Below are 26,802 nucleotides of genomic sequence, written 5' to 3' on the forward strand. Positions count from 1 at the left end.
GGTTCACGATCGCTCCGTGCGTGCACGATGGCTCCAAGCTGTAAAGCGATCACTCCACGCTGTAGGCGACCGCCGCGCGCCGCCATGACGAATACATCGATGTCGCCCAATCGCCCGGAGAGTGACCGCTGACAGCGATCTTGCAGCGTTCGCCCTCGGCATGATCGCCGTTGGCGGTCGGAATCTCGGATTCGGCCGAGGGCAACTCCCGGAAACTGACCGGAGAACGCGATCTTCGGGCGCCTGTGCCCCGATGATCGCTGCCAGCGGTCAAAACATGGCCCAGACCTTGCTGTTCTGACCGCTGACAGCGATCAACCCAGCGCCAAGGCCGAGGTCGGCGTAAGTGCGAGCTCCACGACCTCTCGTTGCGGTGCCAAGCCGCGAGGCACAGGTCCGGCCAGAACTCGGTCCGGCGTCCGTAACGAGGGTCAGCGTCGATGTTCCGAGCCAGGGCTCCGGGCCGAGACCTGGAGCCAGGGCTCCGGCCGAGACCTCGAGCCGGGGTCCGGCCGAGACCTCGAGCCGGGGTCCGGCCGAGACCTCGAGCCGGGGTCCGGCCGAGACCTCGAGCCGGGGTCCGGCCGAGACCTCGAGCCGGGGTCCGGCCGAGTTCCCGGGTGGTGGTTTCTGGGCCGAGACCCCGGGCCGGGAGCCCGGGCCGAGACCCCGAGCCCGGAGCCTGGACCGAGACCCCGAGCCCGGAGCCCGGACCGAGACCCCGAGCCCGGAGCCCGGACCGGGAGCATGAGCCGAGATCCCGGGTCGGGATTCCGGGCCGAGGGGTGAGTTCGGCCCGGAACCGGGCGGTTCAGTCGTAAGCTCGCGGCGCGCGCCGCGAGCCCGGCTGGTCGCGCCGTAGCCGGTGGACCATGTCAGTGATCATTTCGGTCACCCGGTCCATGTCCCGCAGGTCGTGCCAGGTGAAGCGCAGTACCGTCCAACCGGCCCGAACCAGCCGGTTCTGCCGCGTACGGTCGTGTTGGAAGCGGTCGCCCGAGCTGTGCCACGCCCGGCCGTCGACTTCCACCGCCAGTTTCACCTCCTCGAACCCGAGGTCGACCTCCCCGATGAGGCCGTCGGCATCGAAGACCGACAGGTTGGCCCGCCAACCCCTGACCCGGCGTCGCCGCAGTTCGCCGACCAGCAGCCGCTCGGCCGTGGACCGGGCACCGAGGGCGTGCCGCCGTACCGCGCCGACCAGGGCTCGCACCCCGGGACGCCCCACCTCGCCCCCGACCCTGCTCACGAACTCGTCGAACGTGATCAGCCGTTGCTGGATCGCCCGGTCGAGGAGCACGTCGGCCGCGTCGGGTGGCAGCAGGCGTACGCAGTCGACGACGGTCCCGGCGGGACGGGTCAGCAGGAGCCCGTCGACCATGGTCACCTCGTCGTCCCGCAGGGCGGCTCGGCGCACCTCCACGCCGTCCAGCCGGACTCGGCGGTCTGCGGCCACCGTGAGCCAGGTCCGGCCGTCCAGCGGGTCGAGCCCGTACCGCCGTGCCGCCGACGGGCCGCACAGCACCGCGCCGGGCACCGCGAGTTGGGCTGCCCGGTCCAGCAGCCGGGCGGTCACCACCCGCCCGCCTCGGACCAGGACTTTCCCCAGCACCACCTGCCAGTCGCCGATCCGCACCCGTCGCCGAATCTGCTCGTCGGAGAACCCGCAGTCTCGAACCTGCCTCCGGGTGAACAGTCCCGACTGCTCCGCCGAGATCCGGTCCAGTCGCTGGTGATCGCCGCTTCGGGTCACGGCACCGGCTCCCTCGTCGGTTGGTGACGGAAGTCCGCGATCGCGGCGGAGCCTGCGGCACCCGCCATCGCCCGAGGACCGGCGTCCGCGGGCCGCCGCGCACCCGCGTCGCGGCCGCCCGCCGCGGCCGCCGCCGTGCCTGTCGCCGTGCCTGTCGCCGTGCCTGTCGCCGTGTCTGTCTCCGGCGGCGCCGGTTCCGCCGCTTCCGACATCGCCGATTCCGCCGGCCGGTCCGCCGGGTGCGGGCGGTCGACCGAGGACGGATCGGTGACGCGGACCGGGCCGGCCACAGCGGTGGCGCTGGCGCCACCCGCGGCGGTCACCACTTGCACCTCGACCGTCAGGTCGAGCCCGTCCAGCTCACAGCTGGTCACCGTGCCGCCGTTGGCGGCCACCAGTTGCGCCGCCCGGGAACAGGCCGCGTCGGCGCCCTCGGCCGCGCGCGCCGCACCGGCCAGTGCGCCCAGGTCAGCCGCGGTATGCGCCTGCTCCCGGGCGACGAGCCGCGCGCCGGTCGCCGCGAGTGACGTCCCGGCCAGCACGAACACCAGCCCGACCGCGAGCGCGGTCAGCGTGCTCACGGCGCCCCCGGTTCCCGGGCCGCCGTGGCCGAGCAGGTGAGCACCGTGACTTTGATCGACCGATGGACCGTCGCGGTGACCGTGTCGCGGGTGGACTCGACGCCGACTCCGCTCGGCACGGTGTCGCCCCTGGCTGCCGCGAGCGCGGCGTCGCGGGCCGCGGCCGTGCAGCCCAGTTTGGTGGTGACCGCCGCGACCGCGCCCAGCCCGGCGACGAGCAGCAGGACGACGGCGGGTAGCGCCACCGCCAGTTCGGCGGTCGCGCTACCCCGGTCTCGTCGGATCACCCGAGCGCCCGCTGGACCACGCCGGCCAGCGCCGCCTGCACGCTTTCGCTGGTCAGCACCTTGAGCAGGATGCCCGCGAAAGCGACCGCCGCGAGCGTGCCGACGGCGTACTCGGCGGTGTTCATGCCCGCGTCGGGCGTGGTGACCCGGCGGCGCGGCGCGGTGCCGCGCCGGGTCGGCTGACCCGGGTCGACCGGCTGGTAGAGGTAGTCGGTCGGGTCGGCGAGCTCGGCCGGGTCGGCCTCGTCGAGCTCGGGTGCGACGGGCGGCAGCAGGTCGGGTTCGGTCGGGGTCTCGGTGATGGACGGTCGTCGCCGCATGGGCGAACTCCTTTCGGTAACGGTTCTCAAAGCACCTCGCCGAGGACGGCGAGGACCACCGGCACCAGGCCGGCGAGCACGAAGGCGGGCAGGAAGCACAGCCCGAGCGGAAGCACGACGAGCACGGCGTTGCGCTGTGCGGTGGCCTGCCGCCGGAACCCCGCGTCGGCGCGCAGGTCGTCGGCGCACCGGTGCAGCGCTCCGGCCAGCGCCGTACCGCTGGCGGAGCTGCGCTCGACCGCGGCGGTGAGGCGTGCGGCCATCGGCAGGTCGGACAGGTGCTGCCACGCCTCGACGGGGGTGGCGCCCAGCCGAAGGCTGCGACCGATCCGGCGCAGCCGGGTGGCCAGCGGTCCGGGCAGCGCCGCCGCGACGGCGAGCACTGCCGCGTCGAGCGGTACGCCCGCGCGCAGCGCCGCCGCGACCAGGTCGGCGGCCCAGGGCAGCTCACCGACCGCCTGCTCACGTTCGAGCCGGACCGCGGTCGGCTCCTGCCGACCCAGCAGCAGCCAGGTGCCGGTGGCGGCGAGCGCCCCCACGCCCAGCCCGGCGGGCCGCGCAATGATCAGGCAGGTCCCGGCCCCGGCGGCGAGCGCCAGCAGCCACCGGGTACGGGTCGACGCGGGCTGCTGCCGCCGCCGCAGCCGCAGGCGTCGCAGCCTGCGCCGGGCGGCCCGACCGGGTGCGGGGGCGCCCGCACCCTTTGCGAGCCGCTGTGCCCACGCCAGACCCGCGGTCTGCAGCAGCACCGCCGCGAGCGCGCAGCCGACGCCGAGCGGGGTGTGCAGCAGGATCGCCAGCGGGTCGACCCCGATGAGGTAGCCGAGCCCGATCCCGCCGACCGGCAGTCCGGCGAGCAGGATCGCGGTGAGCTGCGTGCCCGCCGCCTGGGCGGTGGCCGTCGCGTCGGCGCGGTCGGCGGCCCGGCACTGCGCCTCGAGCCGTTCCAGCAGGTCGGCCAGGGGCGCGCCGGTCCCGTCGGCCAGCCGTCGGGCGGCGTGGACCTGGCGGTCGATCTCCTCGTCGGGCAGCAGCAGGGTCCGGCTCGGGGCGCCGGCACGCAGCTCGGCCGCGGCTGCCGCCAGCAGGTCCAGTGCGTCGGCGCGCAGGCGGCCCCGCTGCCGGTCGGCCCGAGCGCGGCGGCGCATCCGCAGGCCGAGCACGGTGTAGCAGGCGACGATGGCACCGGCGGCGATCGACCCGAGCAGCAGCGCCACTCCGCCCGCGGCCGCTGTCACGGCGGCGGCGGTCAGCGTCCGCCTGGGCGGCTGGAACGGCCGGTCGTGGTCGAGTCCGAGCAGCCTGCGGGCGCGCCGCGACGGCACGTATCTCATCGGCCGACCAGCCAGGTCGGCGGTGTGACGTCGCGTTCGCGCAGCAGACGGCACAGGCCGCCGGCGGCGGGGCCGGGTCCGGCGGCGGCGGTCCAGGCGGGGTGGGCGGTGACCAGCCGGTCCGGGCCGTCGGCCGCCAGCAGGCAGACGGCTTCGAGCACGCGGCCGCTCGGCGTACGCCGCAGATGCAGCAGCACTCGCACCGCCGCCGCGACCTGGGCGTGCAGTGCGGCCCGGGGCAGCCCGCCGAGCAGGCCGAGGGCCTCCAGCCGGGCGGGCACGTCCCCGGCGGCGTTGGCGTGCAGGGTGCCCGCGCTGCCCTCGTGCCCGGTGTTCAGCGCGGCCAGCAGGTCCACAACCTCAGCGCCCCGGCATTCGCCGACCACCAGCCGATCCGGTCGCATCCGCAGCGCCTGCCGGACCAGTTCGGTGAGGCCGACGCCGCCGACCCCCTCCACGTTGGCGGTACGCGCCTGCAGCCCGATCGCGTGCGGGTGCACCGGCCGCAGCTCGGCGGAGTCCTCCACGACGACGATCCGCTCGCGGGCGGGAACCTGCGCCAGCAGCGCGTTGAGCAGCGTGGTCTTGCCCGAACCGGTCCCGCCGGAGATCAGCAGGGTCAGTCGGGCGGTCACCACGGCGTGCAGCAGCTCGGCCAGGCGTGGCGGCACCAGTTCGGCCAGCGACAGCGTGCGCTGCCGGAACGTACGCAGCGACAGGTACGGCCCGCCGGTGGCCACCGGCGGCAGCACCGCGTGCAGCCGGGTGCCGTCGGCCAGCCGCGCGTCGACGAACGGGGTCCCGTCGTCGAGGCGGCGTCCGGCCGCCGCCGCGAGCCGCTGCGCGAGTCGCCGTACGGCATCGGCCGACGGCATGGTCAGCTGCTCCCGGACCAGACCCTGGCCCCGGTCGGTCCACACCTGCACTCCGTTGACCAGCACGTCGGTGACTTCGGGGTCGGCCAGCAGCGGAGCGAGCGGCCCAGCGCCGACGAGGTCGCGCTCGGCACCCGGGCTGGTTCTGCGGATGGTGGCCAGGTCGCTCACGCCGTCACCTCGCGAATGAGCCGGGCGCAGAGCAGCGCGAGTGGTCCCCGCGGCGCGGAGGCGGGCGGCTCGCCGCGTTCGAGGGCGGCGGCCAGCCGTGGTTCCGGGCGCAGCACCCCGGCCAGCGGCAGGCCCAGGGCCTGCGCCATCTCCGTGGCGCCGAGGCGGCCCGGCCCCGGACCGCGTACCACCACGGACAGCTCACGGCGCTGGGCCAGCACCAGGTCGACGATCCGTGCCGCCGCGGCGGCGGCTCGCAGCTCGGCTGGGACCACCAGCAGGGCCCGGTCCGCTGCCTGCAGCACTACCGCCGCGGCCTCGTCCAACCGGCGCGGCACGTCCACGACCACCAGGTCGCGCCCGCGCCGTCCGGCGTCGAGGGCCGCGGCCATGGCGTCGGCGGGCAGCGCGGGCATGACCGGCGACTCCTCGTCGGGCACGTCCCGGGCGCAGGACAGCACCACCAGGTCGCCGCGGCTGGGCAGCGCCTCGACCAGCGCGGCGGGATCGACCGGGCCGCTGGCGCGGGCCAGTTGCGGCCAGCGCAGCCCGCGCATCTCCTCCCAGCCGAGCAGCAGATCGGCGCCGCCGCCGAGCGGGTCGGCGTCGACGAGCAGGGTGCGCAGCCGTTCCCGGCAGGCGGTGACGGCCAGTCCGGCCGCCAGCACACTGGCTCCGGCGCCGCCCCGGCCACCGAGCACCGCCAGGACCCGGCCGCCCCGCGCCACGGCACGAGTGCTCGCGAACCGTTCGTGCAACCAGGGCTCGGCGGCGGGCAGCAGCACCACGTGTTCGGCACCGAGCAGGTGGGCGTCGTCCCAGGGACGGGAGTCGCGGCCGTCGCGGCAGGCGATGACCACGCCGGGGCGGCGTGGCAGGCGGGCGCGGACGCACGCGTCGACCTGGTCTCCGCCGAGCAGGATCAGTGGCGGGCGGCCATACCGCAGGCGGGCCGCGCCGGGGTCGTGCGCGACCTCGATCTCGACACCCGCGGCCGCGGCGATGCGCAGGACGTGGTCGAGCAGGTCGGGGTCGGCGGTCACCACCAGCGCGCGAGCGGTGTCGCCGGATCGGTTGGGGGTACGGCTCATGCGGGCACTGTGCGCCGCAGTCCTGTCCCGACTCCACCGCCGCCACGGCCGCCCTGTGGACGACGGGTCGCTTGTGGACGGCGCGCCGAACCGGCCGTGGATCTGCTATGCCGCGGGAAGGTAGGTGCCCGGGAAGACGACGACCCCCGTCCGGGGAGACGGGGGCCGTCCTGGGGTCCGGCCAAGGGGGGATGTGGGCCGGAACCCGCCCAGCGGCTGCGGGGGGGGTGGCAACCGCTGAGGGCTTGTGTGCGAAAGCATGCCCCACTCGACGGGGCGCCGTCGAGAGGCTTCTGTCCCGACACGCCCCGACACGCCGTAGATGAAGCCAAGATCCTACGCTGCGCAATCACTGATTCGCCGCTCAGTTACCAGGGTCTTGCGAACGATTGACGCCTGCCGGACGCCGCGAACGAAACATCCCGGCTACACTTTCTCGCCGTGGGCCGTAGCGCCGCGTTTTTCGACCTGGACAAGACCGTCATCGCGACGTCGAGCGCGTTGGCGTTCGGCAGACCGTTCTATCGAGACGGCCTGATCACTAAGCGTGACGTCGTTAAGACGGCGTACGCGCAGTTCATGTTCAAGCGCGGTGGCGCTGACGACCAGTCGATGGTCCGCACCCGCGACTACATGGCCGAGCTTTGCAAGGGCTGGAAGGTAGATCAGGTGCGCCAGATCGTCGGCGAGACCCTGCACGAGCTGATCGATCCGTACATCTACGCCGAAGCCGCCATCCTGATCGAGGAGCACCAGGCGGCGGGGCGCGACATCATCCTGGTGTCGGCCTCCGGCGAGGAGATGGTCGCGCCGATCGGCGCACAGCTGGGGATCTCCGACGTCATCGCCACGCGGATGAAGGTCGCCGACGGGCGCTACACCGGTGAGATCGACTTCTACGCCGCGGGCCCGGCCAAGGTCGAGGCGGTGCGGCGTATCGCCGACGAGCGCGGCTACGACCTAGCCGAGTGCTACGCCTACTCCGACTCGGTCTCCGACGTGCCGCTGCTGGCCGCCGTCGGGCACCCCAGCGCCGTGAACCCCGACAAGGCGCTGCGCCGCGAGGCGATCGAGCGCCGGTGGCCGGTGCTGGAATTCCGCCACCCCGTGCCGCTGGCCAAGCGACTGCGCAACCGACCGGCCGTTCCGGTGGCTGCCGCCGCGCTCGGCCTCGGTGTGGGCGTCGCGATCGGCATCGCCTGGTACGGCCGACGCCGCCGCGCCCGCGCCGCGGCCGCAGCCGCGGCACTCTGAGCGCGCAAACCACTCCGGAGAGTGGCCCGAGTGCCACAACAGCCCCATCTGTCACACATTCCCGGCGAGGGCTGGCCATCGGGGCGAAACGGGCGTAGAAAAGTGAGTACGGAAGCGTTCTGCAGCCGAAAGTAGCTGGCAGAAGCCAGCTTTCGAGCACGGCCACCGGGCACCCACGCGCGATCTAGCCGTCGTGAAGGCAAAGTCCCGGCGAGACCCTCGGGTCCGCCGAGGGCAGTTAGCCAGAGGTGCACGCCTGGTAACCCGGGCGGACGTGCGCGATGGCGTCGCGAACATGCGGCGCCATCCATAATTTTGGCGCCTGCCTCCGCAGGCGCGGCGTGCTCGCCTTTCAGGCGGCGTCTTCCCTCGTCGCTGCCGAGCCTTCGGCTCGGGCACGCTCCTCAGTCCAGACGCCGCCGGCGAGCACGCGGTTGGTGGTCGGGGTTTTCAAGCGCAGGCACTCGGGTATGCACGCATGCTGCTGCGGTCGCGCTGGGAGTTGGGGCAGTTTTGGGGAAACTGCCGGAATCCCAGCCCAAGATTCGTGCGGTTTCCCCGCGACTGCACGGTGCCGCCGGGCGAGACGTGTCGCCGTGGGCTTGTTTGGACGGTGGGTCAGCGGAACGGGTCGGCTAGCGCGGGGATTTCGGCGCAGGCCTGGGTGATCGCGGTGGTGTAGTGGCGGAGCCAGGAGCGGAGGCCGTCGGGGGTGCCGGTGGCGAAGGCGTTGGCGGCGCCGATGTATTCGGGCTCGCGGTCCAGGTGGGCGACCTCGACCGGGACCAGGCCGCGCGGGTCGAAGCCGCTGCCGACCAGGGTGAGCCGCGCGGCGGCACGGGCCACGATGCCGTTCACGCCGGGGAACGCCTTCAGTGAGAGCAGTTCGCCGTGTACGACCGCCGCCCGCACCAGCGGATCACCGGCCTCCGTCGCGACCAGCTCCAGCAGCGTGTCCAATCGGGCGGCGGCTTCGGGCAGGGGCTTTCCGAGGTCGTGCTCCGGGAGCACGCCGGTGCCCGCGAGCAGGTGCAGTCGGGCCAGGACCTGGCGCGGGGACTTGTGCCAGCGCTCGTGCAGGGTCGGCACGGCCTCGGCCACCCGCAGCGCGCCCTGTAGCACCGCGTCCAGCACGGTGCCGCCACGTACGTCGCTGAGCTCGTACCGGTGGCCCTCAAGTGCGGCGCTGGCCACGGCGCAGCGCAGGCTGATCTCGGCCGCGACCGCCCCGCCCTGACGCCGCAGGGCCCGGTGCTTGTACGCGCCATCCACCGCAGCGCGGGCACCGTTCACCGCAGATTCGACATCAGCCAGCTCCAGCAGCGGGGCCAGGGGGTCCATAGTCATGCCCGGAGACTAACCGCCGGACCGGCAGCACCCCGGCTCGGCACTTCGCCGGAAATTGTTAGGGACCCTAACTGTAAACAGCCGTCACGGCGACGTAACATCAGCCCCGAGACCGACGTCACAGGCATAATTTGACCCCCCAAGGAGGCGCGGCAGTGAGCGAGACCCTGGAGAACCTGCTGCACGAGTCGCGGCGGTTCGATCCGCCGGCGGAACTCGCGGCGCAGGCCAACGTCACCGCTGAGGCGTATGCGGAGGCCGACGCCGACCGGCTCGCCTTCTGGGAGACCCAGGCCCGCCGACTGGACTGGGCCCAGCCGTGGGACCAGGTGCTGGACTGGTCGAACCCGCCGTTCGCGAAGTGGTTCGTCGGCGGCAAGCTCAACATCGCGTACAACTGCCTGGACCGGCACCTGGCCAACGGCCTGGGTGACCGCGTCGCCATCCACTGGGAGGGCGAGCCGGGCGACACCCGCACCATCACCTACGCCGACCTGCACGCTGAGGTGTGCCGGGCCGCGAACGCGCTGACCACGCTGGGCGTGAGCGCGGGCGACCGGGTCGCCATCTACCTGCCGATGATCCCGGAAGCGGCGGTGGCGATGCTGGCCTGTGCCCGCGTCGGCGCCACCCACTCCGTCGTGTTCGGTGGGTTCAGCAAGGACGCGCTGGCCGGACGGATCCAGGACGCCAGCGCGAAGGTCGTCATCACCGCGGACGGGGGCTACCGCCGGGGGGCGCCGAGCGCGCTGAAGCCGACCGTCGACGAGTCCGTGGCCGAGTGCCCGACCGTCGAGAAGGTGCTGGTCGTGCGGCGTACCGGGCAGGACGTGGCGTGGGACGACAGCCGCGACGTGTGGTGGCACGACGCGGTGGGCGGCGCGTCGGCGGAGCATGAGGCGCAGGCCTTCGACGCCGAGCACCCGCTGTTCATCCTGTACACCTCGGGCACCACAGCCCGGCCGAAGGGCATCCTGCACACCACCGGCGGGTACCTGACCCAGGCCTCGTACACCCATCACGCGGTCTTCGACCTCAAGCCGGAGACCGACGTCTACTGGTGCACCGCCGACATCGGCTGGGTCACCGGCCACAGCTACATCGTGTACGGCCCGCTGTCCAACGGCGCCACCCAGGTCATGTACGAGGGCACGCCGGACACCCCGCACCGCGGCCGGTTCTGGGAGATCGTCGAGAAGTACCGCGTCACGATCCTCTACACCGCACCGACGGCGATTCGCACCTTCGCCAAGTGGGGCGACGACATCCCGGCCCAGTTCGACCTGAGCTCGCTGCGCCTGCTCGGTTCGGTCGGCGAGCCGATCAACCCCGAGGCGTGGATGTGGTACCGCGAGCACATCGGCGGCAACCGCTGCCCGATCGTGGACACGTGGTGGCAGACCGAGACCGGCGCCATCATGATCTCGCCGCTGCCTGGCGTGACCAGCTGCAAGCCCGGTTCCGCGATGGGTCCGCTGCCCGGCATCAAGGCCGAGGTGGTGGCCGACGACGGCTCGATCGTGGGCAACGGCGGCGGCGGTTACCTGGCGCTGACCGGTCCGTGGCCGTCGATGCTGCGCACCATCTGGGGCGACGACAAGCGGTTCATCGAGACGTACTGGTCGCGCTTCGCCGAGCAGGGCTTCTACTTCGCCGGTGACGGCGCCAAGCGCGACGAGGACGGCGCCATCTGGCTGCTCGGCCGGGTCGACGACGTGATGCTGGTGTCCGGCCACAACATCTCCACCACCGAGGTCGAGTCGGCGCTGGTCGCCCACCCGGCCGTGGCGGAGGCGGCGGTCGTCGGCGCCACCGACCCGACCACCGGCCAGGCCATCGTCGCGTTCGTGATCCTGCGCGGCGGGGCCGAGGTGGGCGTGGCGGAGCTGCGTGAGCACGTCTCCAAGACCCTCGGCCCGATCTGCAAGCCGCGCCAGATCATGCTGGTCACGGAGCTGCCGAAGACCCGCTCCGGCAAGATCATGCGACGTCTGCTGCGCGACGTGGCGGAGAAGCGGTCCCTGGGCGACGTGACGACCCTGCAAGACTCGGCGGTCATGAACCTCATCGCCGCCGGTATGAACTCCGGCTCCTCGAACGAGGACTGACAGACGAAACACGGAGGGCGCCCCCCGGGGGGCGCCCTCCGTGCCGCGGTTCGGCACCGCAGACCACTGGCCTGCGGTCAGGTCACCATAGACAGCCGGGGCACTCGGGCCCAACGCCGTGGGACTTCATGTAGGACTTGCTGACCCGAGGGTCGGTCAGCGGAACCCGGGTCAGGGTCGGGACGCCGTCCTGCACCGTGACGCCGAAGCAGTCCAGCCGCTGACTCAACGAGGTTCCGGAAGCCAGGCAGAATCCACCGACGAATTCCCACTCCAGCGCCCCGAGCAAGCCGCTGAACTGAGTCGGCGTGTCCCCGGTGAGGTAGGTCTGCGTGGGTCGGCCGTAGCCGTTGATCGGGTCATAGAGCACGATGCCGAACTGAGGTCCGGTCGCGGTCAGCGGCGTGCAGGGCTTGGACCATCCGGCCAGCTGGAACCAGTGGTACCCCTGCGCGTCGGTGACCAGCTCGAACGAGGTGACCGCGCCCGTGGCGCAAGCAACGGACGGGACCCCGTTCCAGGTGGTCGCGGCCTGGGCGGGTGACGTGAATGCCACCACGGCGACTGCCGTGACGAGCACTCCGAGAATGCGGCGGATCATCGGTTCCCTCAACTGTCGTGTTCTTCATTGGGTTGGCTCGCCGGCTGCGCGGTGGAGCCCGTGGGGTACTGCGCGACGCGCAACGAACCGAGCGCGACGCCGAGTTGGAAGCGGTTCTCCACACCGAGCCGGTCCATGAGACTGCGCAGCAGGTTGGATACGGTCCGCTCGCTGATCTGCAACTGCTGCGCGGCGCCGGCATCGGTGAGCCCCTGCACCAGCAGATTGACAAGCGCTTCCTCACGCGGTGTGAGCGCGAACGCGGGCACAGTGACCTCCTGCGGAGACCGAGCAGCAGACCAGCAACGTTCGAACGTTTCCACCAGCGAAGCGACGAGCGACGCCTGGGCCACTTCGAGGTAGCCCCGTTCGTAGTTGCGTGGATCGACTGGGAAGAAGGCGACCTTGCGGTCGAGGACGATGAGTTTCATGGGGACTTCCGGCATTGCCCGGTAGGCCACACTCGACCTGGTGGACTCACCGCCGAAAGGCACCATCCGATCTGGGTCAGGTGGAAGCACGCCGACGACTCGGCTCGGAATGAGACGTCCGCTGAGCTGCCGGTCCGTCTGTGCGGCAGCCCGCAGGGACGTCGCCTCGAAGGCCTGTTCCGGGTTGAGCGTCAACCTCTCCTGATGGGCGTGCGAGAGGAGCACCGCCATCCGCTTGCGGGCCTTGTCCCTGCTCGTCAGATGTCTCATCTCAGGCCCGAGCTCGACCGTGTCCGCGCGCGGCACGGAACAGCGCGTCCCGTGGCTGACAGCTGCCCGGTGCTGGCGCCGCCGCAGCTGGTGGACCACGCTGTCCGCAGGCCTGGCGCCCCAGACGGTCTCACCGCGCAGCCCCGCCTGCCGCGAGGGAACGACCGACTCCGCGCCGTAGAGGTCCTCCAGCGCGTCGTCGACGCGTTTGCGCGCCATGCCGAGAGACTTGGCAAGGTTGCCCGCGGTGTCGGGCCCACAGGTGGCCAGCGTGCGGAACACCAGGTCCGCATCCGGGGTGAGGCCCCACCTCGTCAGCAGCGGCATCGGTGCCCCGAGGGGGATGCTCGACGTCGTCATACTCGACCTCCTTGACGGCAAGAGGAAATCATCCGGCGCACCGGGCCGTCTCCTGTTGTGATCAAACCGAGACCGGCGATTGCGGGATCCCGCAACGGCGCCGAGCAGCGGAGGCGTTGCGGGATCCCGCAATGGTGCGCGGAAAGCTGGCGGTCGGACCGCCACTGCATGAACATCCCATACGGCGGCAAGATCTCCCGGCCCTTCGGAGCCGCCGCCGGACGACAGCGGAAGGGGCTCCACGGGGGAGCCCCTTCCCGAGTCGGTTTTGGAAGTGCTCGGACCGGCACGATCGGCCCCGGCACGGTGATGGCATGGAAAAGGGCCTGTCCCGAAGGACAGGCCCTTTTCGTTTACCGGCTAACTCAGTTCTTGACCTGGACCAGGACCACCGGCAGCGTGCCGGGGATCTCCAGCCAGACCGAGATCTTCGTACCGTGACCGGCCACGATGGCCGAGCTCAGCGGGTTCGCCGCCGACCAGTAGGCGAGCGGGTTCGTGTCGTCGAAGGTCGGGATACCCGGCTGCGACGGAACCGTGACCGCAACGCCGTTACGGTGGAACGTGACCGCGTCCGTCGACTGCAGACCGAAGGTCGCGTCGAACGGCTGCCGCCGGTTGCCCAGCTTGTAGCCGCCCGGGAACAGGATCGGCGCGGGCCGAGCGTCGATCGGCAGGGCCAGGCCGCCACCGGGGTGATCGATGGTGTTGTTGTCGGTGTAGTAACCGTCCGAGTACCACACCAGCAGACCGTCCTGGTACGGGAACTTCTCGACCCAGTTGGGCTGGGTGTTGAGGAAGCCGAAGTTGTACGGTCCGGTCTTGAGGTTCTTGTCGTAGCCGGTGTAGGACCGGTACTCCGCCAGGTAGTAGTGCGGGTACATGCCGGAGATGGTGCCGCCCATGCGGCTGAAGCCGTTGGCGGTCCAGCCGTTGTCGCCGGACTCCACATCGTCGCTGAGGACGGTGGCACCGTCCGCGGCGATGACGATGTCGTCCAGGAACGGACCCTTCTTGTGCACGCCGCCGTCGGTCATGTAGCGGAACCGCACCTGAACCGACTTGCCGACGTAACCGCTCAGGTCGTACGACAGGTTGACCCACGCGGGGTCGTCGCCGCCGCCGGAGTTGGCGGTCAGCGGGGTGCCGACCTGCTTCCAGCCGCTGCCGTCGTTGACCTCGAGGTACAGGAAGTCGTACCCCTTCTCGATCTCGTGCCACGCCTTGCTGGACAGCGAGGCCGAGGTGGTCGCGCCGGTCAGGTCGACCGTCCGGGTCAGCGTCGTGTTGAGGCCGTCGGCGGAGCCGCCCCACCACTCGTACGAGCCCGAAGCCGGCGTGTTGTACACGTCGACGTGCTCGTGCAGGGGCAGGTTGACCAGGATGGCCTGCGGCAGGCCCTTCGGCGTCGCCGCGGAACCGAGCGAGACCATCTTGCTCTGGCCGGACTCCACCACGGTGTAGTCGAGCCAGCCCAGCTGCAGCTTCTCCCACGGGCCCATGAACGTCGGCGAGGTGCCGATGTTCTGCGGGTCGTGGCTCATCCACGAACCACCGGACATGATCGTCCAGAAGGCCGTGCTGTTGTCGCCGCCCTGGGTGTCGTACAGGTCCGGCAGACCGAGGTCGTGGCCGAACTCGTGCGCGAACACGCCGAGACCGCCGTTCTCGGGCTGGATGGTGTAGTCACCGATCCAGATGCCCGAGTTGCCGATCTGGGTGCCGCCCAGCTTGTTCGTGCCCGGCCCGGACACACCGAAGTCGGTCGAGTACGCGTACCAGCGGTGCGACCAGATGGCGTCCTCGCCCTGCGGGCCGCCACCGGCCTCTTCACCCTCGCCGGCGTGGATCGCCTGGAAGTGGTCGATGTACCCGTCCGGCTCGTTGAAGTTGCCGTCACCGTCGGCGTCGTACCGGTCGTACACGTCGAACTGCTTGAGGTACGTCGCGATCTCGGCCGGGGTCTTGCCCGCCGCGAGCTGCGCGTTGTACCACGCGTTGCCGCTGTCCTTGATGAACGCCCAGGCGGTGTACCGGTCGTCCAGCTGCTCGCCATTGCCGTCAACGTCGCCCACGGCGAAGTTGTGGCCGTAACGCGCCTCGTTGTACTGCAGCTGCACCCAGTCGGAGACCGTGGCCTTGACCGAGTACTTGCCGCCGGACTGGTCGTAGTAGAAGTCGGCGACAGACTGGTCCGACCCGTTGTAGACCTGGTCGAAGTGCGCCTGGTTGAAGTCCGACTCCCAGTACGTCGAGTTGTTCTGGGTGCGGTCCGGCCCGACGATCTGGTTGTGCTGGGGGCCCGCCTCGCCGCTGGTCAACGGGTCGACCCCGGTGCCGAACTGCGCGAGCACAGCGAAGATCGGGTCGACCTTGTCGGCCTTCTTCTTCAGCTCGACCCACTTCTTGCCGACCTTGACGACGGTCGAACCGTTCTTCTCGACCGGCTTGGCCTTGCCCGAGATGACGTCGGAGATGGCTTGCTTGGTCGCTTCGCTCTTCGCGTCACCCAGCTTGTTGGGCAGGTTGTCGTCGCGGTGAGCCAGCGACGGCTCCTTGACCTCCACCGGCTGTGGCGCGCCATCCGCGGGGGCACCCGTCAGGCTGGCAGCGACCAGAGCGGCGGTGATCCCGACTGCGCTGCCAATTTTGCGGATTCGCAAAGGGTCCTCCCTCCCTTGGCGGTGACGACGCGGTCAGAGCACGGCAGGGTTATCGGCCGGGCCGCGTCGTCGATTGTGAAAGCAGCCTTGCATAACTGACCGTCGCTGTCATCAGTTGGAACGTTCCCAGATTTTTCATAGTCCTTAGTGGACGGTGAATGTCATACCTTGCCCACCGATACAGGGCGGCCCGGGAATCAGCTGCATAGATCGGGCATCTAGGTCAAGAAAAACGGTCCAAATCGTCTCGGATCGGTCGGCCTCCGCGTCCCGTGGATCGACATGGCGGCAAAGCGACACCGGATGGCTGTGGTGGTCGCGCAGCACCCCGAGGACGTCCTCCGGTCGCAGTCTGTCGCCCGCCGCGGCCAGCAGCCGTCGGGCGCGCGCCGATCGGAACAGCGACGACCCGCCCCAATCCTTGATCGTGTCGTAGACCGGCAGCGGCGCCTCGAAGTGGTTTGCGTGCACCAGCAGGCCGTCCACCGGATGCAGCCAACCGGCCTCCCCCGGGGCCAACTCCAGGTCGATGATTTCACCACCTGACGGATCAGCCTGTCCGATGAGGAGGTTGATGGATGCCGAGCGGGGCGCCCGCACCGCGTTGCGGATCGCCCAGGACAGCGAGTCGCCTTCCAGCACCGAGCGCAGCAGCACGTGGTACGGCAATCCACCGGGCCGCCCGTCGCGGTCGCAGCCCAGCAGGTTGACGCAGACACCCACGCCCGCGCTGTTCAGGCCCGTCTTGGCCAGCATGCCCGCCTCGGTCAGCGCGGCCACCACGTGCCCACGCTCGTCCCGGGTCACCAGCAGCAGGTTGGTGTCGCGGTGCTCGGGGTGCCAGTCCCAGTTCTGGGCGAGCACCGTGTGGCCGTCGGCGGTGCGCGAGTCCAGCACCCCGATGCTGGTGCACTCGCCCGGCTCCGCGCCCCCGGGCGAACCGCAGGACGGGTCGCCGTAGAGCAGCTCCGACCGCGCGTTGACCGCGTAGATCAGCTCCGGCGCGAGTCCGGCGCCGCCCGCCGTGGCGTCGAGCATCCGGGCCAGCCGGGGAGCCAGCTCCCGGGTGGTGTCCCGGAAGGCGGCGCCCCGGGTGAGGACGGTCTGCCGGTCCAGCCCGGCCGAGCGGGCGAAGCGGGTGAGGTAGGTCGCGACGTTGGCCTGGATGAGGTCGGCGGCGGCGGCGCCGTACGCCTCGCCCATCTGCTCGGGGGAGCCGCTCACGTCCACGACGCGCAGGGGGGTGGTCATGTCCGGGAACTCTGCCGCACCCCGCCGCGGGTGCGCCAGGGGATATGAGCGCCCCGGCCAGTTGCGCCAGGCGCCCGAAATCCGCTGGTCCGAACCGTAGGATCCGAATCATGGGACACAGCCGGACCAGGCCTGCGCCGAGCCCGCGGATGAAGCGGATCAAGCGGCGCCGGGCCCAGGCGGCCCGCTCCGCCGCCGCCGAGGTCGTACGGTTCCTGCGTACCGAGCAGATCGGCGGCCTGGTGCTGCTGGGCGCGACCGCGCTCGCCCTGATCATCGCCAACTCACCGCTAGCCGGGGCGTACCAGCGACTCAGCGACTACACGTTCGGGCCCGAGGCGCTGCACCTGAACCTGTCGGTTTCCGCCTGGGCACAGGACGGCCTGCTCACGGTGTTCTTCGTGGTCGCGGGCCTGGAACTGAAACGCGAGCTGGTCGTGGGGGAGCTGCGCGACCTGCGCCAAGCGGCGCTGCCCATCGCCGGGGCGATCGGCGGCATGCTGATCCCGGCGCTGACCTGCTTCCTCATCGCGTACGGCGCACCCGGCGGCGCCGACGCCTGGGCCGTCCCGGTCGCCACCGACATCGCCTTCGCCCTGGCCGTGCTGGCCATCTGCGCCCGCGATCTGCCGCCGGGCCTGCGCGTCTTCCTGCTGTCCCTGGCGATCGTGGACGACCTGGGCGCGATCCTGCTGATCGCCATCCTGTTCACCGCCCACGTGGCCTTCCTGCCACTGCTCGGCGCCGCCGCGGTGCTGCTGGTCTACTTCCTGCTCCAGCAGTTCCGCATCCGGGGCTGGTGGCTGTATCTGCCACTGGCGGTGGCCGCGTGGGCGCTGGTGCACGCATCTGGAGTGCACGCCACCATCGCGGGCGTCGCGGTCGGCCTGCTCACCCGGGTCAAGCCCGACGCGGGCGAGCACGAGGCACCGGCCGAGCAGTTGGAGCACACCCTGCAGCCGATCTCGGCGGGAGTGTGCGTGCCGCTGTTCGCCTTCTTCTCGGCGGGCATCGCCGTGAGCATGAGCACCCTGGCCGCGCTGTTCACCGACCGGGCGGCGCTGGGTGTGCTGGTCGGCCTCGTGGTCGGCAAGACCGTCGGGGTGCTCGGCGGGGCGGCGGTGGCGGTGAAGTCGCGCCTCGCTCAGCTGCCGGAGGGCCTGACCTGGCGCGACCTGCTCGCGGTGGCGGTCGTCACCGGGTGCGGCTTCACGGTGAGCCTGCTCATCGCGGAGCTGGCCTTCCCCCAGGGCGAGCAGCAGATCCTGATCAAGGAAGCGGTGCTGGTGGGGTCCTTGATCGCGTCGCTGCTGGCGGCGGCCCTGCTGCGCAGACAGGTCCGCGCGCGGGCACGCTAGCCTGCACCTATGACTGAGCGCAGCGACCGAGGCTTGAACGCTCCGGTGGACGAGGCGTGCGTACTGACCGACGGTCCCTGGACGCACCGCTTCGTCAGCGCCAACGGCAGCCGCTTCCACGTCGCCGAACTGGGCAGCGGGCCGCTGGTGGTGCTGCTGCACGGCTTCCCCGAGTTCTGGTGGGCCTGGCACGAGCAGCTGCCGCTGCTGGCCGACGCGGGCTTCCGCGCGGTCGCGGTCGACCTGCGCGGCTACGGCGCCACCGACAAACCCCCGCGGGGGTATGACGGCTTCACCCTCGCCGCCGACGTCGTCGGCCTGATCCGCGCCCTCGGTGAGCGCAGCGCCACGGTCGTCGGGGCCGGGGCGGGCGGCCTGATCGCCTGGTCGGCGGCGGCGCTGCACCCGAAGCTGGTCAACCGCCTGGTGGTGCTGGGCGCGGCGCATCCGCTGCGACTGCGTACGGCCCTGGTCGCCGACGCCGCCCAGCGCCGGGCCGGACGGGCGCTGCTGCGCTTCCAGCTGCCGCGCTACGAGCACGTGCTCACCCGCGACGGCGCCGAGCTCGCGGGCGACCTGATGCGCTCGTGGACCGGCCCGAGCTTCCGACAGACCCCGGCGTACGAGGAGTACGAGGCGCGCTGCCGGGAGGCGCTGCGCATCCCGCAGGCCGCCTTCTGCGCGATGGAGGCCTACCGCTGGGCGTTCCGGTCGACGCTGCGCCTGCACGGCTACCGGTTCATCCGGGCGGTGCGCCAGCCGATCATCACCCCGACGCTGCAGTTGCAGGGTGCGCTGGACCCGATCACGCTCACCGCCACCGCGCAGGGCTCCGGCCGGTACGTGCTGGCCGACTACGAATGGCACCTGATCGAGGACGCGGGCCACTTCCTGCACGTGGAACGGCCCGACCTCGTCGCCGGGGAGATCATCCGCTGGGCGAAGTGACCCTGGCTCAGGCCCGGGTCTCGCGCAGGTCGACGACCTCGGCGCGCGGGGCCCAGCCCTGGTAGACGCCGTAGTCGAACTCCTCCAAGCCCAGCTCGGCCGCGACCGGCGCCTTACCCCCGGTGTACTCCACGCGCAGCCAGCCGTCGTGCTCGGCGAGCACCACGAACGGCTGCCCGCGCCAGTTGCACACGGTTCGCACGTACGCCAGCTCGTCGACCTCGACGACGGGCACCACCCGGACATACCGCCCGGGGCGCACCTCCTCGAAGCCGTCGGCGCCCTCGGGGCGGTAGAGGCGCACGCTGTCGCCGTCGGGGCTGGCCTCGTACTCCCGGCCCAGGTACGACGCGATGAAGCCGTCGCGCATCACTCGCCTCCGTCCGTCCGCAGCCAGCGGGGACCGTCGGCGTCCAGCACGGCGACCATCTCCTCCTTGCCCTCGGCGTCCACGCGCAGCAGGCGCGCACCGTGGGGCAGGCGGATGCTGTCCACCTTGAACTCGGCGATGATCTCGGTGCTGTCGCCCGGGGCGAAGCCGTTGCCGCGGAACGGGGCCCGCTCGATGACCCAGCCCTCCATCGCCCGCATCGCCGCCTCGTGCTGCCCGCCGTACGGAATCCGGTACAGGCTCGGCCGGTACGCCGGCCAGCGCAGCACGAAGATCTCGGTGTCCTCCGCCTTGAACGGCGACCCGGCCCAGGTCAGGCCCAGCGCGCCGCGCAGCGCCTGCGGGCCGCGCAGATGGCCGACCTCGCGCGCCCGGTGCACGAACCCGGACACCCGGTCGTAGCCGCGCTCGAGGTAGTAGCCGACCTGACTGCCCGCGATCACCTTCTGCATCTCGGTGACCTCGTCGCGCTTGGTCGGCGGCGGGGCCGCACCCGCGGTGGGCGCGGGCATGACCGCCTCGCGCTCCTCGCCGCCCAGGCCCATCTCGCCCGCCCAACGCGCCAGCTCCAGCAACTGGTCGCCGGGCAGCGAGGCACCGATCGGCGTGCCCGGGTTCACCGCGAACGACCAGGCCGGGTCGGGCCAGGTCTTGATCAGCTTGATGAACCGGACCGGAATCACGTCACCGGGCGCGGGCATGCACTGCGCGGAGGTGAAGCTGACGATGTGCGGCTCGCCGTCGATGTCGGTGGGCTGCCAGGCGAAACCCTCCTCGCCCGGCTGCGGGCTGCCCGGCCCGGCGGTCGGCACCAGCACCGTGGCCAGCAGCAGCGTCGACAGGAACGCGTCGGTGTTGCCCGCCTCGGCCGCGTCGAGCAGCTGCTCCTCGACGCTGTTGGACGGGGTGAAGTCGGGCTCGTCGGTGGGCAGCACGTGCCGCGGCGACCCGGCGGGCACCTCGCGGCGCGGCGCCTGTCCGTACCGGCCGCCGCTCGGCTCGGGGTCGGTCTGCGGCTCCCGGTCGACCGAGGGGGCCGGATCGGGCAGCGGCACGGGGGCGACCGGCGGGGCCACGGGCTGCGTCGTGGGCCCGGACCACATGTCCACGCTCGGCGGCACGGGAGCGGGCGCGGGCACGGACGGGATCGGCTCGTACGGCGGCAGGGGCGGCGGCGGCGCCGCGGGCAGCGGCGGGGGCTCGTAGGTACGGCGGGCCGCGATCGCGGGCGGATGATCTGAGACTTCGATCACTTCCGCATCGACGATGGTCGGGTCGCCGACCGGAGCGGGCGGATGCACCGGGCGCTGCGGCGGGGGCATGGCGGAGCGGGCGGCCTTGGCCCGTTCCAGCGCCTCCAGGCGCTCCAGCCGCCCACGTGCCTCGGCGGGCGCACCCGCGATACGCACGTCGCCGCGCACCATCTGGGTCACGAACCAGGCGGGCAGATAACCCTCGATCGGCAGGCCGGGATTGACCGCCAGCCACCACTCGTGGTTCGGCCAGGCGGCCGCGAGCTCCTGGAACGCGATCCGGCGCGCCGGTCCCGCGTGCTCGGCCAGACAGGTCCGCATCGAGGACGCCGAGGTGAACGACAGCACGTGCGTGCGGCCCTCAGCCACCCAGGTGCCCCAGCCCGGAGCAGCGCCGGGACGGTTCTCCGCCGCCACCGGCAGGATCAGCTCGCAGCGGCTCAGCACACGGAAATACTGTTCCTGATCGCCGGCGTGCAACGCCTCGAGCAGCGCGATCTCAATGTCGTTGGCCGGTTGCCAACCCATCACGCGCTCACCTCCTGCCGCCGGGAGAGTACGTCACACAACTTACCTTGCGCCGAGTAGGCGCGCCGCAACCAGCAGTCTAGGTCGGCCCTCTCAAGTACGATCGGCGGCTGAGAACGCTCGCGTCACCCAATCACCCCTTGGTCCGCCGGGAGCACGACCTTGCATCTCAGCCGCACCCTCTCCGCCGCGACGGCGACCATCCTGGCCTGCACCGCGGCGCTCGTCGGATTGACGACAGCCCCCGCCCTGGCCGCGCCATGCCCCAGCGGCGCCCCCACACCCGCCCCCCGGGTGACCGCCAAGCCCTGGCCTCAGCAGCTGTGGGACCTCAGCCGGCTGCCCCCGGGCGCGGACGGGCACGACGTGATCGTGGCGGTCGTCGACTCCGGCGTCGCCGAGCATCAGCAGCTCGCGGGCCGGGTGCTGCCCGGATTCGACGCGCTGCCCCAGGGTGGCACCGACGGGCGGCAGGACTGCGTCGGCCACGGCACCGGAGTGGCCAGCATCATCGCCGCCAAGCCCGTGCCCGGCGGCGAGTTCCGGGGCATCGCGCCGGCCGCCCGCATCCTCCCGATCCGGGTCAGCGAGAAGGTCGGCGGCAAGGAGAAGGAGGACGAGGCCCGGCGCGCCCTCGACCCCGACATGGCCAAGGCGATCCGCTGGGCCGTCGACCACGGCGCGAAGGTGATGAACCTGTCGCTCAGCTATACCGACGCCGGTCCGGACGGCCTGCCGGAGATCCGTGCGGCGGTCGACTACGCGCTCGCCAAGGACGTGGTCGTGGTCGCCGCGGCGGGCAACGGCAAGTCCGCCGGCAACAAGACGCCCTACCCGGCCGCCTGGCCGGGCGTGCTCGGCGTCGGCGCGATCAGCGCCGACGGTCAGCGGCAGGCCCAGTCGCAGACCGGGCCGTACGTCGACATCGTCGCCCCGGGTGAGAACGTCACCGGCGCCTGGCCCGGCGGCGGGCAGTTGGCGAACCTCAGCGGCACCAGCTACGCCGCCCCGATGGTGGCGGGCGCCGCCGCGCTGGTGCGCCAGTGGTTCCCGCACCTCGACCGCGAACAGGTGGTGCGCCGCCTGCTCGCCACCGCCGACCCGGCACCGGGCGGCCTGGGCAGCGAGGAGTACGGCGCCGGCGTGGTCGATCCGGTCCGGGCCGTGACCGACGTCCTCGACGACGGCGTCCGCGCCACCCCGGCCGCGCTGGTGCCGCCGAAGGCCGACCCGGCCGCCGAGGCTGCCGCCGCCGACGCCGACCGGCTGCGCGACCGTTCGCTGTGGCTGGCGGGCATCGGCATCGGACTGGCCGTGCTGGTGCTGGGCCTGGCCCTGGCGCTGCCCAGCGGCATGCGTCGCCGCTGGCGGCCCGCGGGTGCCCCGGACGCCCCGACCGGCTGACCAGGCGCAGGCCCGCTCCGAATACGCGAACGCCCGGATCCCAGAGGTGCCATGCGGCACCCGGGGTCCGGGCGTGCGGAGCTGTACGGGCGGTTCAGTGATTGAGGAACAGCCGGGTGTTGCGGTCCTCGGCGTCCTTGAACTGCACCGCGGCCTCGTCGACGGCGCCCTTGATGTCGCGCAGCATCGCCGACAGGTCGTTGGCCGCGTTGCGCCACTTGTGCTGGCGCTCGTGGTATGCCGCCTGCGCGGAGCCGCTCCAGGTGGAGATCAGGGGCTTCGCGTCGCTCTCGAGCTGGTCGAGGTGCGAGTCGAGGCTGTTGATGGCCTTCTGGATGTGCTCACTGGCCGAGTGCAGCGCCTGGAAATCAACGACGAGTCTGTCGCTCATGTCAGTTCCTCCCCCTTGTGGTCTGCCATCAGAGGTTCAGGTTGATGCCGCCGGACTGCTTGGAGGCGACCTTGCTGGCCTGCTCCTCGTCGGCGCGGGTGTATTCCTGTGCGGCGGTGCGGATCGCGCGGGACGTCTCGCCCAGCGCCTGGTGCAGTGCCTTCTGGTCCTCCGCCCAGGACCGCTTGACCTGCTCGAACGAGTTTCCGGCGCGACCGACCCAGGCCGTCTGCAGACCCTCGAGCTCACTCAGCAGACGGCTGAGCATGCTCTGCAGCGCGTCGTTGGCGTGGTCGAACCTCTGCGCGGTCTGCGCCATGATGGCGGCCTCGGAAGACGAACTCCCCGACATTGTCTTGCGTCACCCCATTCCCTTTGTGCAGTTGCGCGTCCACCGTCCCATGCGGACTGTCGACGGTGAAGCGCCTGTCTCGGTGACGGTAGCGTCCGACGACCAGTCTTGCCAGCCCGATCGATGTGGCCTGTGGATAACCGCCCGTCGCGCGGGTGGGTTCAGCCGAGCGCCAACTGCGCGGACGCGGTCTGCGGGTCGAGTCCCGGGCCCTCCGGCAGCACGTCGACGAGCTTCGGCGGGAGCTTGAGCGGACCCTTGCCGCTGTAGCCCAGGGTGGTCAGCACCTCCGCCTTGGCCGCGGCGAACCGCACACCCTGATCGGTGACGAGGCTCAGGGTGGTGCCCGCCGCCACGATCGCGCCCTGCCCCGACGGCACCAGCACGTAGTCGGCGTAGGGCGAGCCGTTGCCGGCGCGGGCGACGGTCGCGGGGCGCCCGGCGACGTCCACCGGCACGTCCAGGCGGGCCTCGACCACACCGGTCTCGTCGCGGAACACCGCGCACAGCGCGCCGCTGCCGTACTGCGCGATACCGGGCATCACCGCGGGCGGCTGCCGCTGGTCGTTCGGGTCGGGCACGAGGTTCCGCGGCGACTTGTCCAGCTCGGACAGTCGACTCTTGTCGATCTCGCGCTCGGACGGGATGTTGTACTGGCTGTGGTAGCCGCCCACGAGCAGGGTCGCCTGCACGGCGGTGATCAGGGCGAGGCCGTCGTCGAGCACCACCGCGTACTGCTTGATCGCGCCGTCGAGGTCCTTGATCTTCAGCACCTGGCCGTTGCGGTAGTCGGGCAGCGCGGTGGAGACCGCACCCGGCGAGGTCACCTGCGGCAGCGTCAGCGGCTGACCCTTGGCGAGCGGGTTGATGAACGCCACCGGCACCGACACCGCCGGACTGCCGCCGCCCAGCGTCTGCGCCACGTACGCGTCCGTGTTGAACAGGCGGCCGTGCCACAGCAGGTAGTACTCGCCGCCGCCCCGGACGAACAGGGCGTCGTCGCCCATGCCGCGCCCCTTGGCCGCCAGTGCCTCGTCGCCCACGGCGATCGCCGCGACCGGCTTCTTCTCGCCACTGAGCGAGCACAGCGACCACGGCGCGCCCAGCAGGCCGTCGACGTCGGGCAGTGAGTCGGGCAGGTCGGGCACGCCCACGGTCAGGCCGCGCGGCACCCCGGCCAGCGACTTGCGGGACACCGTCTTGACCTGCGGCTGGGACTGACCGGAGGCCAGCAGCGCCGAGGCCAGGTTCAGCGCGGGGTGCAGCTTCTCGTTGCGGTACACGTACTTCGCGCCGGTGCCGTCCTCGATGACGACGGTGCCGTCCTGCTGCCAGCCGACGTCGCCGCGCTCGCTGAACACGCCGTACACCCCGAATCCGGCCGCGATGACCACGGCCAGGCAGATGCTGGCCAGCGTGCTGCTGGCGGCGCGGCGAAACGGCGACTGAGCCGGATCTGTGTCGCGCATGACCAGAGCCGAGACCACACGCTGCACACTGAACTGGTACGAGTGCAGCTGGTCCTGTCTCGACGGCATGGGCCCTCCCCACGAATCGGCGCGCAGCTCTAACATGAGCCGGGCGAGTGCGGCGGTACGCGCCAAGGGGAGGTTATCGCGATGACGGTCGACACGCTGACCGGGCCGACGGCGAGCACCACCGAACCAGCGACGGTGGCATATCCATTGCCACCGCGGCGTTTCCTGGGCCTCAGCGGTGGCCAGATCGTCAGTGTCCAGATAGCACTGGTGCTGTTGGTCGGTGCCACCCAGGCGGGTCCGGCCGCGATCGCGCTGGCGGTGCCGGTCGCGGCGGCGCTGGTGGTGCTCGGCTGGGGCCGCTGGCGGGGCCGGTGGCTGTCGCAGTGGCTGTCGGTGTACGCCCGCTTCCGCTCCCGCCGCCGTCGCGTCGAGGCCGGTGCCGACGTCGCCGACGTGCTCGACCTGGTGCACCCCGGCTGCCGGGTGAGCACCGTGGAGGTCGAGGGCCAGCCGTGCGCCGTGTTCGCCGACGCCGAGGGCCTGTCGGTGCTGCTGGAGCTGGGTGAGCAGGCGGTCCTGCCGACCCGGGCGTGGCACCCGCTGCCCTCGCCCGCGGCGCTGCTGCCCGCCCCGGCCCCCGACGCGCCGCCGGTGCGTCTGCAGCTGCTGCTGCTCGCCAACGCCGCCAACGGCTCCTCCCCGGCCGCGTCCTCCTACCGCCAGCTGACCGGCGGTCGCCTGCTCGCCGACGAGCGCGCCGTGCTCTGCGTACGGGTGCAGCGGGCCGACGCCTGGGCCGAGCGCGACCTGGAGCGGGCGCTGGCCGGAGTGGTGCGCAAGGTCCGCGCCCGCCTGGGCACCGTCCCGCACCGGCTGCTCGGCGAGGTCGCCGCGCTGCGCGTGGTGGGCGAGGCGGCCGGGCACGACAGCGGCCAGGCGGTGCAGGAGGGCTGGTCGGCACTGTACGCCGGTGGCCTGCTGCAGACGGTCCACACCGTGGAGCGCTGGCCGCAGTCCCACCCCGATCCGGCCCACGCGCTGCTGCCGCGGCTCCTGCGGCTGCCCGCCACCACGGTCGCGGTGTCGCTGACCGCGGGCCCGTGGACGGGCCACGGCGACCAGGTGTACGGCCAGCTCACGGTGCGCCTGACCGCCCCCGACCAGACCTCGCTCGGCAACGCCGCGGGTGCGCTGCGCCAGGTGCTGGCCGCCGACCACGCCCAGGCCCGCCGCCTGGACGGCGAGCAGCTCGACGGCTACCTGGCCACGCTGCCGCTGGGCGGCCCGACCCCGGTGGGCGTCGCGCCCGGCAGCCACCTCGGCCCGGCCCGGCGCGGCGCCGCCGTGGGCGCGCTCGTCACGCCGTACGGCGGCAGCGGGCTCATGATCGGGGTGAACCGGAACAACGAGGCGGTCTCGTTCCGACTGTTCCGCCCGGAGGCGACCCGGGCCGTGCTGATCGGCGGCGTGCCGGTGGCGCAGACCGTCGCGGTGCGCGCCATGGCGCTGGGCGGCTACGTGCTGGTGCAGACGACCCGCCCGTGGGCCTGGGAGGCGTTTACCCGAGGGCTTGGCGCTGGCGCGCCGCTTACGGTGATGGCCCCCGGCCCGGTGACCGTGCCGCCGGGCACGCCGCTGCGGCCGCTGCTGACGATCGTGGACATCGGGCCGGTCGCCGCCGACCGCACCCCGGGCACGCCGTGGCACAGCACGCTGGTGGTGCGGGACGATCTGTCCCCGGTGGACGTGGACGTGCTGGGCCGCGCCGACCTGGCCCTGCTCCAGCCGCTGCAACCGGCCGAGGCGGCGGTCGCGGTGTCGGTGCTGGGGCTGTCGCGCGACCAGGAGGCGTGGCTGTCCCGGGCGCAGCCCGGGATGATCGGGGTGGTGCACCGGCGCTCGGTGCGCTGGGCGGCGCTGTCGCTGACCTCGTACGAGCAGCAGCTCATCGGATCGGCCGCACGCGGGGCACGCTAACCCGGGGGTGCTTTCCGCGGCG

The 26,802-nt window shown here is 72.0% G+C and carries 22 protein-coding genes and 1 pseudogene; 6 read left to right on the forward strand and 17 right to left on the reverse strand.

What is annotated here, in order from left to right:
- Positions 1-811: 811 nt before the first annotated feature.
- The 7 genes and pseudogenes from KUA19_RS17455 to ssd all read right to left on the reverse strand — a co-directional run bounded on the left by KUA19_RS17455 (position 812) and on the right by ssd (position 6,364).
- The gene (locus KUA19_RS17455) at positions 812-1,753 is read right to left on the reverse strand and encodes a type IV toxin-antitoxin system AbiEi family antitoxin domain-containing protein (RefSeq protein WP_217397070.1); all 942 of its coding nucleotides are present in this window, start codon (positions 1,751-1,753) and stop codon (positions 812-814) included.
- Positions 1,750-2,334, reverse strand: coding sequence for an Rv3654c family TadE-like protein (locus KUA19_RS17460; protein WP_308167485.1), 585 nt, complete (start codon positions 2,332-2,334; stop codon positions 1,750-1,752). Before KUA19_RS17460 ends, KUA19_RS17455 begins: the two co-directional genes overlap by 4 nt.
- Positions 2,331-2,621 (reverse strand): TadE/TadG family type IV pilus assembly protein, encoded by a 291-nt coding sequence (locus KUA19_RS45010; RefSeq protein WP_217397071.1) that lies wholly within the window; start codon positions 2,619-2,621, stop codon positions 2,331-2,333. The genes KUA19_RS17460 and KUA19_RS45010 overlap by 4 nt, the downstream gene beginning before the upstream one ends.
- The gene (locus KUA19_RS17470) at positions 2,618-2,746 is read right to left on the reverse strand and encodes a DUF4244 domain-containing protein (RefSeq protein WP_217397346.1); all 129 of its coding nucleotides are present in this window, start codon (positions 2,744-2,746) and stop codon (positions 2,618-2,620) included. Before KUA19_RS17470 ends, KUA19_RS45010 begins: the two co-directional genes overlap by 4 nt.
- 221 nt (positions 2,747-2,967) lie before the next feature.
- The gene (locus tag KUA19_RS17475; protein ID WP_372451809.1) at positions 2,968-3,600 is read right to left on the reverse strand and encodes a type II secretion system F family protein; all 633 of its coding nucleotides are present in this window, start codon (positions 3,598-3,600) and stop codon (positions 2,968-2,970) included.
- Positions 3,601-4,271: 671 nt separating this feature from the next.
- Positions 4,272-5,276, reverse strand: a pseudogene (locus KUA19_RS17480) (TadA family conjugal transfer-associated ATPase); the annotation flags it as partial.
- A gap of 41 nt (positions 5,277-5,317) precedes the next feature.
- Positions 5,318-6,364 (reverse strand): septum site-determining protein Ssd, encoded by a 1,047-nt coding sequence (ssd, locus tag KUA19_RS17485; RefSeq protein ID WP_217397350.1) that lies wholly within the window; start codon positions 6,362-6,364, stop codon positions 5,318-5,320.
- A gap of 489 nt (positions 6,365-6,853) precedes the next feature.
- Here ssd and KUA19_RS17490 point away from each other — a divergent pair, with 489 nt between their 5' ends.
- Entirely contained in the window at positions 6,854-7,666 is an 813-nt protein-coding gene (locus KUA19_RS17490) for an HAD family hydrolase (RefSeq protein WP_217397072.1), read from the forward strand.
- Between the two features lie 618 nt (positions 7,667-8,284).
- On the opposite strand, the gene KUA19_RS17495 is transcribed toward KUA19_RS17490, so the two are convergent.
- Positions 8,285-9,013 (reverse strand): Fic family protein, encoded by a 729-nt coding sequence (locus KUA19_RS17495; protein WP_217397073.1) that lies wholly within the window; start codon positions 9,011-9,013, stop codon positions 8,285-8,287.
- 155 nt (positions 9,014-9,168) lie between these two features.
- On the opposite strand from KUA19_RS17495, the gene acs reads away from it, so the two are divergent.
- Positions 9,169-11,121 (forward strand): acetate--CoA ligase, encoded by a 1,953-nt coding sequence (gene acs / locus KUA19_RS17500; protein WP_217397074.1) that lies wholly within the window; start codon positions 9,169-9,171, stop codon positions 11,119-11,121.
- An 82-nt stretch (positions 11,122-11,203) separates the two neighbouring features.
- Here acs and KUA19_RS17505 read toward each other — a convergent pair whose 3' ends face one another.
- The 4 genes from KUA19_RS17505 to KUA19_RS17520 form a co-directional block, all read right to left on the reverse strand.
- Positions 11,204-11,722: a hypothetical protein gene (locus KUA19_RS17505; protein WP_217397075.1), complete on the reverse strand. Its 519-nt coding sequence runs from the start codon at positions 11,720-11,722 to the stop codon at positions 11,204-11,206.
- A gap of 8 nt (positions 11,723-11,730) precedes the next feature.
- A complete protein-coding gene (locus tag KUA19_RS17510) occupies positions 11,731-12,783 on the reverse strand; it encodes a helix-turn-helix transcriptional regulator (protein ID WP_217397076.1) in 1,053 nt (350 codons plus the stop codon).
- 365 nt (positions 12,784-13,148) lie between these two features.
- The gene (locus tag KUA19_RS17515; protein WP_217397077.1) at positions 13,149-15,446 is read right to left on the reverse strand and encodes an immune inhibitor A domain-containing protein; all 2,298 of its coding nucleotides are present in this window, start codon (positions 15,444-15,446) and stop codon (positions 13,149-13,151) included.
- A gap of 144 nt (positions 15,447-15,590) precedes the next feature.
- Complete coding sequence (locus KUA19_RS17520; RefSeq protein ID WP_217397078.1) at positions 15,591-16,697, reverse strand: C45 family autoproteolytic acyltransferase/hydrolase; 1,107 nt, start codon at positions 16,695-16,697, stop codon at positions 15,591-15,593.
- Positions 16,698-16,807: 110 nt separating this feature from the next.
- Between KUA19_RS17520 and nhaA the strand changes: the two genes are divergently transcribed.
- Together nhaA and KUA19_RS17530 are read left to right on the forward strand one after the other, a co-directional pair.
- Complete coding sequence (gene nhaA / locus KUA19_RS17525; protein ID WP_254549602.1) at positions 16,808-18,055, forward strand: Na+/H+ antiporter NhaA; 1,248 nt, start codon at positions 16,808-16,810, stop codon at positions 18,053-18,055.
- 9 nt (positions 18,056-18,064) lie between these two features.
- A complete protein-coding gene (locus KUA19_RS17530; RefSeq protein WP_217397079.1) occupies positions 18,065-19,003 on the forward strand; it encodes an alpha/beta fold hydrolase in 939 nt (312 codons plus the stop codon).
- Between the two features lie 7 nt (positions 19,004-19,010).
- Here the strand turns inward: KUA19_RS17530 and KUA19_RS17535 are convergent, their stop codons facing one another.
- Both KUA19_RS17535 and KUA19_RS17540 read right to left on the reverse strand, forming a co-directional pair.
- Positions 19,011-19,376: a UCP033725 family protein gene (locus KUA19_RS17535; RefSeq protein ID WP_217397080.1), complete on the reverse strand. Its 366-nt coding sequence runs from the start codon at positions 19,374-19,376 to the stop codon at positions 19,011-19,013.
- Positions 19,373-21,175: an SseB family protein gene (locus KUA19_RS17540; RefSeq protein ID WP_254549604.1), complete on the reverse strand. Its 1,803-nt coding sequence runs from the start codon at positions 21,173-21,175 to the stop codon at positions 19,373-19,375. Before KUA19_RS17540 ends, KUA19_RS17535 begins: the two co-directional genes overlap by 4 nt.
- Positions 21,176-21,337: 162 nt before the next feature.
- Here KUA19_RS17540 and mycP point away from each other — a divergent pair, with 162 nt between their 5' ends.
- Positions 21,338-22,579 carry a type VII secretion-associated serine protease mycosin gene (gene mycP / locus KUA19_RS17545; RefSeq protein WP_217397082.1) on the forward strand — a complete coding sequence of 414 codons (1,242 nt, stop codon included), beginning with the start codon at positions 21,338-21,340 and terminating at the stop codon, positions 22,577-22,579.
- Between the two features lie 94 nt (positions 22,580-22,673).
- On the opposite strand, the gene KUA19_RS17550 is transcribed toward mycP, so the two are convergent.
- The 3 genes from KUA19_RS17550 to eccB all read right to left on the reverse strand — a co-directional run bounded on the left by KUA19_RS17550 (position 22,674) and on the right by eccB (position 24,860).
- A complete protein-coding gene (locus tag KUA19_RS17550) occupies positions 22,674-22,970 on the reverse strand; it encodes a WXG100 family type VII secretion target (RefSeq protein ID WP_217397083.1) in 297 nt (98 codons plus the stop codon).
- A 28-nt stretch (positions 22,971-22,998) separates the two neighbouring features.
- Entirely contained in the window at positions 22,999-23,322 is a 324-nt protein-coding gene (locus KUA19_RS17555) for a WXG100 family type VII secretion target (RefSeq protein WP_254549606.1), read from the reverse strand.
- A 161-nt stretch (positions 23,323-23,483) separates the two neighbouring features.
- The gene (gene eccB / locus KUA19_RS17560) at positions 23,484-24,860 is read right to left on the reverse strand and encodes a type VII secretion protein EccB (RefSeq protein ID WP_217397084.1); all 1,377 of its coding nucleotides are present in this window, start codon (positions 24,858-24,860) and stop codon (positions 23,484-23,486) included.
- Positions 24,861-24,941: 81 nt separating this feature from the next.
- Here eccB and KUA19_RS17565 point away from each other — a divergent pair, with 81 nt between their 5' ends.
- A complete protein-coding gene (locus tag KUA19_RS17565; protein WP_217397085.1) occupies positions 24,942-26,780 on the forward strand; it encodes a type VII secretion protein EccE in 1,839 nt (612 codons plus the stop codon).
- The last annotated feature ends 22 nt before the right edge of the window (positions 26,781-26,802 follow it).

Source organism: Catellatospora tritici, assembly GCF_019083965.1.
In the GTDB taxonomy this organism is placed as follows: domain Bacteria; phylum Actinomycetota; class Actinomycetes; order Mycobacteriales; family Micromonosporaceae; genus Catellatospora; species Catellatospora tritici.